The organism is Butyrivibrio sp. CB08 (genome assembly GCF_003625485.1).
GTDB lineage: Bacteria > Bacillota > Clostridia > Lachnospirales > Lachnospiraceae > Butyrivibrio.
Genome location: NZ_RAIR01000005.1, coordinates 266,978 through 280,568, shown reverse-complemented (window position 1 = coordinate 280,568; position 13,591 = coordinate 266,978). Strand labels below are relative to the sequence as shown.

At 44.5% G+C, this 13,591-nt stretch carries 15 protein-coding genes; 1 reads left to right on the top strand and 14 read right to left on the bottom strand.

Going from position 1 to position 13,591, the window contains the following annotated elements; genetic code table 11:
* Positions 1–250: 250 nt before the first annotated feature.
* From D6855_RS11175 to D6855_RS11150, 6 genes are all read right to left on the bottom strand, one after another.
* Complete coding sequence (locus tag D6855_RS11175; protein WP_120741031.1) at positions 251–2,062, bottom strand: ABC transporter ATP-binding protein; 1,812 nt, start codon at positions 2,060–2,062, stop codon at positions 251–253.
* Positions 2,055–3,881: an ABC transporter ATP-binding protein gene (locus D6855_RS11170; protein ID WP_120741029.1), complete on the bottom strand. Its 1,827-nt coding sequence runs from the start codon at positions 3,879–3,881 to the stop codon at positions 2,055–2,057. Before D6855_RS11170 ends, D6855_RS11175 begins: the two co-directional genes overlap by 8 nt.
* Positions 3,882–3,911: 30 nt before the next feature.
* Positions 3,912–4,439, bottom strand: a complete 528-nt coding sequence (locus tag D6855_RS11165) for a cysteine hydrolase family protein (RefSeq protein ID WP_120741027.1) — start codon at positions 4,437–4,439, stop codon at positions 3,912–3,914.
* A complete protein-coding gene (locus D6855_RS11160) occupies positions 4,436–5,203 on the bottom strand; it encodes a YhfC family intramembrane metalloprotease (protein ID WP_120741025.1) in 768 nt (255 codons plus the stop codon). The genes D6855_RS11165 and D6855_RS11160 overlap by 4 nt, the downstream gene beginning before the upstream one ends.
* Positions 5,204–5,350: 147 nt before the next feature.
* Positions 5,351–6,727, bottom strand: coding sequence for an MATE family efflux transporter (locus D6855_RS11155; protein ID WP_120741023.1), 1,377 nt, complete (start codon positions 6,725–6,727; stop codon positions 5,351–5,353).
* Positions 6,728–6,741: 14 nt separating this feature from the next.
* Positions 6,742–7,668: an aldo/keto reductase gene (locus D6855_RS11150; RefSeq protein WP_120741021.1), complete on the bottom strand. Its 927-nt coding sequence runs from the start codon at positions 7,666–7,668 to the stop codon at positions 6,742–6,744.
* Positions 7,669–7,808: 140 nt separating this feature from the next.
* On the opposite strand from D6855_RS11150, the gene D6855_RS11145 reads away from it, so the two are divergent.
* On the top strand, positions 7,809–8,213 hold the full coding sequence (locus tag D6855_RS11145; protein WP_158589510.1) for a MerR family transcriptional regulator: 405 nt from the start codon (positions 7,809–7,811) through the stop codon (positions 8,211–8,213).
* A gap of 8 nt (positions 8,214–8,221) precedes the next feature.
* On the opposite strand, the gene D6855_RS11140 is transcribed toward D6855_RS11145, so the two are convergent.
* The 8 genes from D6855_RS11140 to D6855_RS11105 form a co-directional block, all read right to left on the bottom strand.
* Entirely contained in the window at positions 8,222–8,419 is a 198-nt protein-coding gene (locus tag D6855_RS11140) for a hypothetical protein (protein ID WP_120741019.1), read from the bottom strand.
* 20 nt (positions 8,420–8,439) lie between these two features.
* Entirely contained in the window at positions 8,440–9,225 is a 786-nt protein-coding gene (locus D6855_RS11135; RefSeq protein WP_120741017.1) for an SDR family oxidoreductase, read from the bottom strand.
* Positions 9,222–10,166, bottom strand: coding sequence for a DUF4037 domain-containing protein (locus D6855_RS11130; protein ID WP_120741015.1), 945 nt, complete (start codon positions 10,164–10,166; stop codon positions 9,222–9,224). Before D6855_RS11130 ends, D6855_RS11135 begins: the two co-directional genes overlap by 4 nt.
* Positions 10,163–10,597 carry a DUF3021 family protein gene (locus D6855_RS11125; protein WP_120741013.1) on the bottom strand — a complete coding sequence of 145 codons (435 nt, stop codon included), beginning with the start codon at positions 10,595–10,597 and terminating at the stop codon, positions 10,163–10,165. Before D6855_RS11125 ends, D6855_RS11130 begins: the two co-directional genes overlap by 4 nt.
* 2 nt (positions 10,598–10,599) lie before the next feature.
* Entirely contained in the window at positions 10,600–11,034 is a 435-nt protein-coding gene (locus D6855_RS11120) for a LytTR family DNA-binding domain-containing protein (RefSeq protein ID WP_120741011.1), read from the bottom strand.
* A gap of 12 nt (positions 11,035–11,046) precedes the next feature.
* The gene (locus D6855_RS11115; RefSeq protein ID WP_120741009.1) at positions 11,047–11,967 is read right to left on the bottom strand and encodes an ABC transporter permease; all 921 of its coding nucleotides are present in this window, start codon (positions 11,965–11,967) and stop codon (positions 11,047–11,049) included.
* Complete coding sequence (locus D6855_RS11110; RefSeq protein ID WP_120741007.1) at positions 11,960–12,880, bottom strand: ABC transporter ATP-binding protein; 921 nt, start codon at positions 12,878–12,880, stop codon at positions 11,960–11,962. The genes D6855_RS11115 and D6855_RS11110 overlap by 8 nt, the downstream gene beginning before the upstream one ends.
* 147 nt (positions 12,881–13,027) lie before the next feature.
* Complete coding sequence (locus D6855_RS11105; protein ID WP_120741006.1) at positions 13,028–13,561, bottom strand: hypothetical protein; 534 nt, start codon at positions 13,559–13,561, stop codon at positions 13,028–13,030.
* Between the last annotated feature and the right edge of the window lie 30 nt (positions 13,562–13,591).

Here is a 13,591-nt window from a genome sequence, read left to right as displayed (position 1 = left end):
CAGTACAGGGAGTACTATGCTTAAAAACAAGTGTGGAGTTTTTTTGAAACTGTGTCTACTTTTACTTGACTAGTGCATTTACTCCCATGAAGGTATATTTGTTAATGATTTTTTGCAGGAATCTCCCAAAAGTATACCTTCAACGAGCAAAAATCACGTCTGAAGGCATATTCTTACATTTCTAGTGCGAGGATGTCGCAAAAAGCTGGTGGGACGCCGTAAGTGTTTCCAAGCAGATGGGGAAATTCCATTACACTATATAATTCTGGGCCTGGCGGTCGAACATCTCTCTGTAGCGGCCGCCCAGCTGCATCAGCTCGTCGTGGGTGCCCTGCTCTTTGATGGTGCCGTGCTCGAAGAGGTAGATCCTGTCTGCCATTCTGGTGGTGGACAATCTGTGGGAAATGAAGATGATGGTGTCATTCTTGGCATTTTCCATGAGGTTTCGGTTGAGCTTATACTCTGAAACCGGATCCAGTGCTGAAGATGGCTCGTCCAGGATAGAGATGGTCCGCTCTCCGTCTGAGGTAAATATCCTGGAGATGGCTACCTTCTGGCTTTCACCGCCGGAAAGGTTGGTGCCTTCTTCATCAAACTCCTTGGTGAGCACAGTGTTTATGCCATCTGGGAGCTTTTTAAGCTTCTTGGAAAAGTCCGCTTTCTCAAGGGCGCTGATAACAGCAGCCTCATCTTCAGGCTTAACTGGTCCCATAAGCACGTTTTCGGCGATGGTTGCAGCATAGATGTTGTAATCCTGGAATACAGCGCCGATCTTCTTGCGATATTCATCTGTTGCGTATTCTCTGATGTCGTGGTCTCCGTACTTGATGCTACCGGAAGTTATGTCGTACAGGCGCATAAGGAGCTTAACAAAGGTGGTCTTACCAGCGCCGTTTTCTCCAACTATGGCGATCTTCTCACCTGGCTTGATCTCAAGAGAGATGTTGTCCAGTGTGTTCTTTTCAGCGTGTGGGTACTTAAAGCTCACGTTTTCAAGCTTAAGAGCCTGCGCTTCATGGGCTGGAGTAAGTCCCTCTGCGTGCTCTATAGTTGGCTTGTAGTCCAGCATTTTCCTGAATTTCTCCGCATACTGACCGATCTGCTGAATATCTACCAGGCAGAAATTGATCTCGTTGAGGTTCCTTCTGACATAGTTGGATGCGTTGTTTGCAGAAGCAACTTCGCCAAGGGCGATGGACTTAAGTACCAGCGCCAGATATCCAAGATATGCAGGAACTGCAAAGAACGAGAACACCGTAAATACTGAAACCCAGTTGAGGATTGAAATCCATGTAAGGATCGGAGCGTACTTCCTGCCTGCGTCCGAAGCCTCAACAAGAGCCTCGTCAAACTGCATTCGAAGAGGTCCTTTAACGTCAGTGAGCTTGCACTCCTTGGCGTACTCAGGCTGATAGAATACTCTCTTTGAGTAGTCTGCCTTCCTCAGAGCCTTACCATACGCGATTTCCCAGTTGTAGTGGATCCGCTCGATCTTAAATCTTGTGAGCAGGTTCACTGTAAAGCCCGCAATCGGGAAAAGAGCTAACACCGGGTTGATGCTTAAGATCATGGCCGATGCTACGCCCAGAGCCACAATTCCTCCAAGGATCTTGCTGACAACCATGACAGTCTGCTCAATCGAAGAATCTGCCTTGTTCGCAACGATGACGTAAGTATCGTAGTAATCTGGATCGTCGTAATAGATAAGATCCATCTTACTGTTATTCTCGATAAGGTCTCTCTGGATGGTTCCGCTGAGTTTAATGAGCTTAGCCTTGGACCATTCCTCGATAAGCTCATCAATCCACTCAAAGCAGATGACCAGCACAAAGGATACGCACAGTACGCCTACAATTGACGAAAACTCCGCCTTTCCTGTAAGTCCGTTGATTATCATCTTAAGGATGAAAGTATCATTTAAGGCTTTCATGGCCTTGGAAACAATGAAAAGTACCAGGATCTTGATGATAAGCGGTCTGTCATATTTGGCAGCGTACTTGATCATGAAGGCGGTATTCTGAATGATTCGTTTGATTGAAACGGAAGTCTCTTTATTACCCATAGTATGCAGCCGCTCCTTTCAACATTTCTTCAGGAATGCTGTCCTGATAGTTCTCTGCCTGAAGCATGAACATCTCATGGTAGTATCCGCCCCGAGCCATAAGCTCGTCGTGGGTTCCATCCTCCACTATCTTTCCATCCTTCATAAGGAAGATCTCATCCGCCATTCTTGCGGAGGAAAGTCTGTGGGATATGAAGATGACGCCCTTTCCTTCAGAGAGCTTCATCATGTTGTTGTACATGTTGTACTCTGCAAGAGGGTCCAGAGCCGATGATGGCTCATCCAGAATGACCATGTCAGGATTGTGGGCAAACACCCTTGCAATAGCGATCTTCTGAGCCTGACCGCCAGAAGGTACAAAGCCTTCCTCGTCAAACTCACGGCTTATCATGGTATCAAGGCCCTTCGTAAGCCCTCTGTGAGTAATATCAAACTGGGCATTTTTCAGGGCTTTCTTAACTATCTCGTAGTCAGCCTCGTTTTCAGGCCTTCTCATGAGGACATTTTCAGAAAGAGTCATGGCAAATACCTGTAGATCCTGGAATACCGTGCCAAATCTCTTTCTATATTCATCAAGATCGATCTCATTGATATCTATTCCGTTTATGAGGATCTTGCCTGAAGTTACAGGGTAAAGACCCATGATGAGCTTGATAAGCGTGGTCTTGCCAGCTCCGTTATATCCAACGATTGCCAGCTTCTCGCCCTTCTTCCACTTAAAGCTCATGTCAGTAATTGTCGGCTTTTTAGCACCTGGATAGGTAAAAGAGATATTAATAAGCTCTACTGTCTCGATGTCCTTAATTACAGTCTTATTAGGCTTTTCCTCCTTATCCTGCTCAAGGAAGTCCTCCAGGTTCTTAAAGAGCTTGGACTCGTTGTTTATGTAGATCCTGTTTTCTACAGCGGCTTTTAGCTGATCAGTTGAAAAAGCCATGGCTGTGATCATGGCCACATAGCTTGAAATGTCAGCTACATTGCCGTATTTAACCTTAAACACAACGTAGAAGTAAGCAAAAATGCCAGCCAGGATCGAGTAGCTGCCCTTCATAAGGAATGAGTAGAAGGCAGATTTCATGCGGTATACAAGGGATGTCTTTTCCATGGCATCGACAGCTTTTTCCTGCTTATCAAGCATCAGATTGTTGATGTCAAAAAGCCTTACTTCAGCTGCGTACTTTTTCTCGTAGTAAACGCGCTTTACGTAGTCAGCAGTTCTTTTGTCGCGGGTAATGCTATTCTCCCTGTCGTAGTTGGCCTTGGCGTTCTTCTTGCCAAAGTAAAAGCTGACAAATATAGGGATCACAAGGAACACCAAAAGCACCGGATCAACGGACACTACGATAACAAGAGACATGATGGTGGAGATAACATTTCCGATAAATACGCCGGTTCTGATGGTGATGTTGATGGCATTATCTACGCAGTTATCAAGGGCTCTTGCGTACTTGTCGTAAAAGTCAGGTGATTCGTAGTCCTTAAGCTCCAGGCTGTCTGAAAGGTCCATGACTCTGTAGAAAATGTGCTTGTAAACTACAGGGGTCTTGATCTTGCGGTAGGTCTCGTACCAGCCGCAGATAAAGTGAACCACAACATGCAAAGAGCACGCAATTACAAGAAACCAGAAAAGCTTCTCGTAAGCGATATTTCTTTCTATGCAGTTAAAGATATACTTGGTGAGATAAACAAAGAAAAATACATAGAAAACCTGCTCGATGGAATTCTTGAACAGGGTGAAGATGAGAAGCAGCTTATCTGCTTCCCATACCTGCCGCATGGCATACATCAGATGCTTAAAAGAACTGTCTCTTTTTTTCATACTCTCCCCTTAAAGCCCCTTAGGGCTCCATCATTGCCTCATCATGGCAATTGTCTCCTCAACAGTTACTGTTTTTGCATATCTTTTTGGCCACATAAACTCGTTGTAGAATTTATAGGCGGTTTCTTTATCAAAATATGGATTGTCATAGGTGGAATTGGCATAGGCAGGAACGATGATGTTAAAGCCATGCTCAAATCCGCTCTTTATTGTGGCGTCCAGGCAGTAGTCGGTGCAGACGCCTGTGACGATAATGTCCCTTTCGTTTTTGGATCTGAGGTAGTCAGTAAGGCCAGTCATATCGTGGAACGCACTGTTGACTGTTTTCTCAAATCTTCTCTCGCCCTCAAGAGGTGCAAATTCATCAACTACCTCATATGCAGCTGACCCCTTACAGAGCTCTTCGCCAGGGCCGTCATCATGCTGAACGTAGGCAACCTCTATGGAATTATCCCTTGCTGTCTTTATCAGCGCCTTGATGTTTTCTACAACCTTATCATGGGCATAGAGATCGTCTTTAAAACATCCTCGCTGTGTATCTACTACTAGTAAGATCATGTGGTTTCCTCCTCCATAGGTTCATGGTACATAGATAAAGCCCACTTGCCAGCCAGGAAAATACCAATAGCTGCAATGATCACATATAGCTCAATGGCGTCAAATGGTATCGGCACACCAAACTGATAGAGCGCTGCAGGAGCATCAACAAGGGCGTGAAGCAGGATGGCCAGGGCATATAGCCACATCTTACCCTTTTCACGGGCTGCGGTAAATACCATCATTGAGAGTCCCACGTGGATAAACATGGTGAAGATCCTCTCTATCATGGATGAGATTATCATGTTAAGCGGAGTTGAAGCGGCAGCTCCCAGAATTAGATCATTGGATGAATCATTACCTATGATGACACCGCATGACGCAAGGAAATATACCAGATAGGTAAGCCCAAGGACCACGACAACTTCGATTCCGCCGTGACCAATTCCATAGGCAACGGAACACTCTTTTTCCTTGTGAGGCTTAAGCATTACCTTAAAACCAATAAGCCTTCCTGTTTCCTCGAAAATACCAGCTGCCAAAGCGCCATAAAGCATGTAGGCCACAGCTGATCCCCGGATAAATCTTGAAAGAGGGCTGTTTATCACAAGAAATATAGTGTGTGAAATCTGCTCAAGAAACATGGCAAATAGCAGGAAACATAGGGCTCCTACTGCAAAAGGACCTATCTTTTCCCCTGATCTTTTCTTCCACCAAAGCATACATCCTAGCGGAAATACAATACTAAAGACTGCTACCAGTAAATAGTCTAATGTACGATCCATGTTATTTTTCCCCCAATCTAACACTCATTGAAAACACTATACAGAATATTGTCAGTGAACTTTTGAAAATCACTAATTTAGACACATTTTACACTGATTTGACCCAAATAGTAAAAAAGGCACCGCCATAAGGCAGTGCCAGTGATCTTACGCTATATCTTCATCAATTGTCTTTTCAACAACTGACTTTCCAAGCCATTTCTTTTTATACCAGTAGTACATGACGATAAGCCCACGAATACACTCGTCCGTGGCAGTTCCTGCATAGATTCCAGCCACTCCCACTCCAAGCACAACTCCCACTGCATATCCGGTGGTAAGGCCAAGTCCCCAGTTACATATAATTCCTGCAATAAGAGGAAACATGTAGGCTCCAGCCGCCTTGAGACTGCAGACGAAGGTCATGTTAAGACAACGCCCAAACTCAACAAAGATGTCCGCTATCATTATCATCTGTCCAAGGGCGATGATGTTCTGATTCTGGGTAAAGATCTGCAACGTATATCTGCAGATAAGTGCATTGATGCAGGCAAGAGCCAGGGTTATTGGCATTGAAGTCCTAAGAGTCTTAAATACTCTCTTGTAGGCCGCATCCTCTTTTCCCGCGCCAACAAGGTGTCCAGTAATTATCTGAGTGGACATGGCTGAGGCATTTGAGAATATCATGGCAAAAGAGATAAGCATGTTGCAGTATGCTCTTGCGTTAACCGCATCATTACCCATTGCGTTTACAAAGGATAAAAGCGTTGTCTGATAGAGATTGTAGGTAAGGTTCTCTCCTGCTGTCGGAAGGCCAATCTTGATCATCTTCATAAGGAGCCTTCCCGGGAATGGATTGAGATACCTAAGGGATATCCTGCCAGTCCTGGTTGCGTAGAAGAACGATATAAGCGCCGTTACTGCAATTAGTCTTGCTGCAACAGTTGATATGGCAACACCTGCAACGCCCATGTTGAGGAATTTCAGAGGACCATACAGGAATAAGTAGTTGCCAAAGATATTTATCAGGTTAATTGTAAAGGTAACCCACATGCCAATCTTGGTATAGCCATTACACCGAAGGATCTGGAGCATTACGTTAAATACCGCAGTAATAAAACCGCCTCCAGCTACAATATATATGTATATCATGGAGTATGGCCTCATCTCAGGCGATACGTGAAGAAAATCCATGATAAACGGATTGGCTGCGCAGAAAGCACAGCTAAGTGCCACTCCGATCACGAAGTTTACCGCGATGGCAAGAGTATAGATCATGTTCATCTTGTCATACCGCTTAGCACCAAGGTATTGAGCCACAACTACGCTGGTAGCTGTGGCTATGACATTGAACAGAATGTTCATCATGAACATGATCGTATTGGCATTTCCTACAGCTCCTACCGCATACTCATCGTAGTGGCTAAGCATAAGCGTATCCACGTTGTTGAGCATGGTGTTGAGAAGGAGCTCAAGAAACATTGGCCCCGCCAGAAGTAACAGCGGCGTATTTTCATCTATTACAGTTGTCGAATTGTTTTTCATTTTGAGGAGCCTTATTAGGGTAAAAATTTGCCTGAAGATAAGTACAGTTTGTACCAATCCTCGTGTGAAAGTTCAATCTTGTCAGCCTGAGCCATCTCTGTAAGATGAACAGGATTCATTGTTCCAGCAATTACCTGCATCTTGGCCGGGTGGCGAAGAATCCATGCTATGGCGATTGCTGTCTTGGTAACTCCATATTTCTCAGCAAGTTCACCTAGAACTGCGTTCATCTCTGGGAACTCTGGGTTATCTACGAACATTCCCTTGAACATTCCATACTGAAGTGGTGACCACGCCTGGATCGTGATGTCGTTAAGACGGCAGTAATCAAGGGCTCCGCCATCTCTCATAACAGACATATCAGTGGTTTTGTTGTTCATGTAAAGGTCCTGATCAATAAGCTGTGACTGCTCAAGTGAGAGCTGAAGCTGATTGATCTTAAGTGGCTGCCTGACATACTTTTTAAGAAGCTCGATCTGCATTGGCATTGTGTTGCTGACACCAAAATGTCTTACCTTGCCTGCAGCCTCAAGCTCGTCAAAAGCCTCTGCGATTTGCTCTGGATCATAGAGAAGGTCTGGTCTGTGAAGCAGGAGTACATCTATATACTCCATTTTAAGCCTTTTCAAGATTCCATCAACGCTTTCGATGATGTTTGTCTTTCTCCAGTCAAATATCTGTTTATCAAATCTAAGACCACACTTGGACTGGATTATGAGGTCCTCACGCTTAATATCTACAAGCTCCATGGCATCACCAAATCTGGTCTCCGCCTCTCCATCGCCGTAGCATGTGGCGTGGTCGATGTAATTGATGCCAAGTGAAACGGCAGTCTCTATCATCCTGGCTGCGTCCTGTGTTGAAAGCGCAGGCATACGCATACATCCAAGTATCAGTCTTGATGCATTTTCTGGTCCATTTGCAATGTTTACTGTCTGCATTTTGTTATCTCCCTTCAAAACACTGTGCAAAGAGAAAAATCCTCTTGCATACTATCGGATCGTTATGTAATATAGTTAGCATACAACTTGAAGTTAACTTTAACTCAACATCTTTTTTAAAAAAATTTTTAGGAGAAGCTATGACCTACACAATTACTGATCTTTCTAAGATGTTTAACCTTCCAGCATCCACTATCCGCTATTATGAGAAGATTGGATTATTGGAAAATGTTGAGCACCAGGGCTCATACAGAAGAATCTTTAACGATTCTCATGTAGACCGCTTAAACGCAGTAGAATGCTTTAAAAAAGCTCTTCTCCCACTGGACGAGATCAAGCTCTTTTTTACATATGAAAAAGACATGGAAAAGAATTCAGAAAAGATCCTGGAGATGATGAAGAATCAGGAAGTTAAGACCCTGGAATCCATGGAAGCCTTGCAGGCTGGACTTACCCATCTCCAGAAAAAGATCCGTTTCTACACTCTGGTCAGTGAAGCTGTTAAGAACAAGACTCCAATGCCCAGGTGGGAAGACGTCAACTGATCAAATAATTAAAGTTTAGCCAGAATTTCTGCGGCCTTCTCGCTTCCATGCTTGGCAGCGTAGGAGGCCCATTTTTTGGCCTTTGTAAGATTTGGTTTATCGTCAAAAGAGCCTTTGAAGTAACCTTCTGCTATTGCCTCAGCCGCTTCAATACTGCCCTTTCCCGCTTTATCTATAAGATCTAAAAGTTCCTGTTTGTTACCCATTTTAAATAATCTCCTATCTATCAGATTCTGCCGTAGTCTCTGGCACAGCGAAGAAGTCCCTCGGAAACCTCGCTAAAATCTACGCCGTATTTCCTGGCTTTGCTGCAATCCATCCACAAGTTGTGAAGGGGAGCGATATCTTCAACTGTAATATCAAGGCCAAGAGCCTGTGCGAAGTCTTTTGTTACCTGGTACATGCTCTTTTTCGTCTCGCTTCCAAAGTTGTATACGCCACCTGTAAGGGCTACGACTTTGTCTATGTTTTCAGCTACCTCTTTTACATAGGTAACTCCGCGAAAATTTCTGGAGCTAAATGAAACTGTGCCCCTGGCAGCAAGCATATTCATGTAGTAGTTGGGCTTAGTCTCATCCTGGTCGTACATCCACTCTGCTCGAAGAAGCACAGCGTCAGGACAGATATCAAGGACTCTCTGCTCCATTTCAAGCTTGTGCCTGGCGTAGAGATTGGCTGGCTTCGCCTCATCTTCCAGGTATGGGCCAGGACCTTCAAGCCCGCCATAGACCTGATCTGAGCTAAAACACACAAGCTTCCTGCCCTGGCTTGCCTTTGCAAGAAACACAGGGAGTTGCACATTGGCAATATAGGAAGCCTCAGGGTCAGCCTCACAGGTAGGAATATCAGAAATCGCAGCGGTATGAACGATTGTATCAGCACCGCTCTCTTCAACGATTCGCCTGACCTCATCTTCAGACATGTTTCTAAGGGATGGTGAAGCAATAACATCCCCGCAAAGATCCATTATTCTTTTTCCGACAAAACCATTTGCTCCAGTTACCAGAATCATACTATTTCTCCAAGAATAACGTCAACGTGCTTTTCCAGGTAGGATTCCCCAGAATCTGAAAGCCCCTGGGCATTTAACATATCCCGCAGCATCTCCGCGATCTGCTCGGAAAGTACCACCACTTTGTCACTCATATTAAGGTTATCGGGCATATATTTGATGTGCTCCCAGGCGGGAAGGCAGCATCCGGTCTCAGCAAGGTCTTTTATGTGCCTTGCAAAAGAGCTGTCGCCCCAGTTTTCAGAAAGCGCCCTGAAGGTCCACTTGTAGTAGGGAGGATACACTCTTTTTAGAAGGAAAAAGAGCTCCATGGCAGCTTCAAGGCCTCTTGCTTTGCAGATTTCTGCAGCCACGGTGTCTTTCCTTGCCATGCATCTTGAGTAGTTGACCTGCAAAGATGCAGAGAAATTGTGAAGCTCAGTTGCTATGCGCTCTCTCCAGATTCTGTCTGGGTAGTATGAAAGAAGGCTCTTTCTGTAGGCACTAAAGATTCCAAGGTCGTCCCTGAAAACCTCGCCATTAACTGCCGTAGCCAGGCAGCTGTAGTCAAAGGATCTCCATGTGGATTCCGGGATCGGCTCTTTTTCTGCATCACAGTCAGTGCCAAGGACGTAGGAGTAGAACCCGCTTATGGTCATAACGCCCCTTCGCTGGCTGAGCCTGTCGGTTAAGTCAGCACCTGGTGTTGTGGCAACAAGCTCGTTGTAGGCGATGGACAGGAGCCTTCCAAACCTTGAAAAATCCTCATCTGTGAGCCACAGACACACTCCGGTCCCAAAGTCGTGGTCCCTGGAAATGAAATCATCATAACCAAAGCAGTCGGAGCCCTCACCGGCGATTCCGACTGCTATTCTTGATTCATATTCAGGAAATTTAGAGCGGATCATGGGCGCTACCTGGTTCTCATAAAAGCGCCTGCTCTTTTCAATAATCTCGTTCATTCCTTGTCCCTTACACTGTCTAAGGCGTCTGAAATAAGCTTCTCGTCATGTCTGAACATGATACCAGTTCCGATCCATGCGCCTGCATAGACCACAACGAAGATAATGGATATACTGATAAATCCGTGGGTGGTGGTGTACCAATGGCTGATATGTCCAAACACCATGATTATCACGTATATGAGTATAAGGTGTATTAGCGTGATAATGCCCTGCTTTAGCGCAGATGCGGTGTTGTACCATTCGTTATAGAGCATAAGAACAGTGACTATGCTGCACATAAGGCTGGCAACCACGATGGATCCTGGGGTGTACCAGTCAAAGCACCACTCATTCTTTTTCATTACAAACAGTCCGTAAAGGCTGACAACGCATAGCACCAGAAAGCTTACAAGCATTGTCTGTTCCAATATGACTTTCATTCTCTTCATAATTATAGTCCCAGCCTTTTCTTCATCTCTTTTACATAGCTTCTTGTAATGAGAACAACCTCTCCATTTAAAAGAACTGCTCTCATACGGGCATTGGTCTCCGCTTTTACGCTCTTTATCTTCCTTATATTACAGAGCATCGATTTGGAGCACCTAAAGAACCGGAAGTCCAAGTCCTTTTCTATCTCGTAGAGGCGGCTTCTTATCTCAATACAGTCATCCTTGGTGTAGGCAAAGCACTTGTCGTCTACGGTTTCAATATAGTAGATCTTGGATATGGGGCAGGGAATACTCTCCCCGTCCTTATACCCAAGTATTATCTGCTCTCCGTTTTCTAATAGTCCGATAGCGGTATCTATGGCAGTTGTGCGCTCGTGGGCGTTTATCACTGCATTTTCAATTTCACCCTCTGAAATCCTGTTAAACGTTACTTTCAAGGCTTGTCCCCTTTATCTTCTGTTGTAAACTCTTGGGTAGATGATCCTTGTAGCTACGATAAAAGCTACTGTAATCATTATTATATATATGCAGGTCTGATTCAATGTCCAAGTTGAAGTTCCAACCTGTGTGTTAAAAGAAAAGCAATCTCTCATGGCATCAAAGAAGGCTCCGTTATCTACTCCTCCGATGCTCTCATTCATGTGATTAAGTACTCCGCCAGTTAAGAAATTTCTGATAAGAACGGTGATCCCTGTAGCTGGAATGAGGTTACATACATTCTGGATGGTCTTGCTGAACTCAGACAGAGGAAGGTATGCGCCAACTATAAAGCCTGATACTGCTGAGATGATTCCCATGAAGGCACTACAGGTGCCCATTTTCTTAAAGAACATCATGATAAGTGTGAAAATAGCTGTTGAAGAGACTGTTCCAAGGAAGATAACTCCAACAAGGCTTAAGATATCTGATGCTGCAAAGTACATTGAGCCGCTGGCTACAAGTACTCCAAGGCCTGCAAACAGAACGACTACTGTCTGCAGGAAGGCTGAAATTACACCTGCAAGAAAATATGACAGGATGATCTCAGCTCTTTTCACCGGTGTAGAGATCATATCAAAATAGACCTTCTCCTCGCGGTCTCTTACGATTGTCTCAAGGGCGTTGTATGGAATTGTGATAAGGGCTGTGCTGATAATTCCTGTAAGGAGGAGCCCATTTACGAACTGGTCCATGTCTTTTGCGGATATAAGGTTTCCAAGTCCTTCTGCAGCGTGTTCCAGTGATGACAGGAATGTGCTCTTTAAAAATAGAAGGTAAAGGATCAGGATGATGATGGGGGTGAGCATCGAGAAAAAGATTGATCCTTTATCATTTAAATACACAAGTATGTTTCTTTTTGTAAGTCCTATAACTCCTCTTAATTTAGCCATTGCACTCTACCATTTCCTTTCCTGTAAGTGTTAAGAACACGTCGTCCATTGTGCCTTTTATTACTTCAAAATCCTTGATGAAATCTCTGTTCTTCCAGACAAACTCTGTTATCTCCTCATCCATTGAGATATTGTAGTGATCAGCTTCGTAGCTGAACTTTTGAGGTTTGGAAGCTTCGATGATCCTTCTGTTTTCTTCGTTTTCTGCTGTGTACCACACGAGCTTTTTACCTGTGTATCTGCTCTTAAGCTCTGCTGGGGAGCCTTCAGCGATGATGTTTCCCTTGTCCATGATCACAACGTTGTCAGCTTCTGCTGTTTCCTCCATGTAGTGGGTTGTGAGGAAGATTGTGAGGTTCTCGTTCTTGCGAAGGTGGTTGATGTAGTCCCAGACCATCTTGCGGGACATAGGATCGAGGCCGGTTGTGGGCTCATCTAAAAACAGGATGTCTGGCTTGTGGATAAGGGCCCTTGCTATGTCTATCCTTCTTCTCTGTCCGCCGGAGAGATTTCCGTATTTCTTGTTCCAGATATCTCCAATGTTGAACTCTTCCCAGAAACCTGTGAGCCTCTCCATAACCCCTTTCTTGTCGTATCCGTAATAAGCGCCTCTGGTTAAGAGATTCTGCTTTACTGTGAGGTTTGCATCAAGAACTGAGTTCTGGAAGACGATTCCTATGGATTTTCTTATGGCGTCGTCCTCTTTTCCAAGTTCGTGCCCCATAACAAAAGCGGATCCGGATGTTTTTGGGAGGATCGTGCTTAGCATATTGATGGTTGTTGACTTGCCAGCGCCGTTTTCTCCAAGGAATGCAAACAGGGAACCCTGCTCAACTTCAAATGAGATATTGTTTACAGCTGTCATATCGCCGTATTGTTTGTAAAGTTTGTTTACTTCGATTGCTTTTTTCATGTCTGGCTCCTTCTTTGAATTGCTGTTTGACTTGTTCTGAAACAGATATTAACCGATTTTCGACAGAAAAAAAGCAAAATGCCGGTGAGTTGCACTTTTCGAAAGGTGAAATGCATTTTTGGCAAAAAAATAGAGCGCCATAGCGCTCTACATCTCACTTTTCAGTGTCTCAAATATGGTTTTTGCAGCAAGCATTGATCCTTTTGCAGATGCATGTCTTCTATCTGTAAAGTAAAGGTCGACATCAGGGTTGGCGTGAATGTACTCCCACCACTTCTCTCCTACAGGGGCTACGAGGCATCCGTACTTCTCAGCAAGTTTCCTGTATCTTCTGGACATCTCTGGTTGGAATTCTTCATTATATTCTTCTGCCCAGGTCATGTAAAAGCAGGCTTTAGCGTTTGTCTGCCTGATCCACTCCATTATCCTGTCTGCACCATCCTCCATTACAGAGAACTCGCCCATAGGGTGTGCTACATGCTGGAGGACAATAAAATCATAGTCTCCAAATAAAATATTAAATCTCGTCTGCTCGTTTTCAGCGTGATAATCAAGTCCCATACCGCCTTTTGTGAGCATTGTGATCTGCATATCTATTCCATTTTCCTGGCAGATATCCTTAAACATCTTAGGCATGTCATTGTAATACGTGTGGCTGTTTCCAATAAAAAGTGTTCTCATTTGCTGTCCTTTCTAAGCTGGTCGATTATG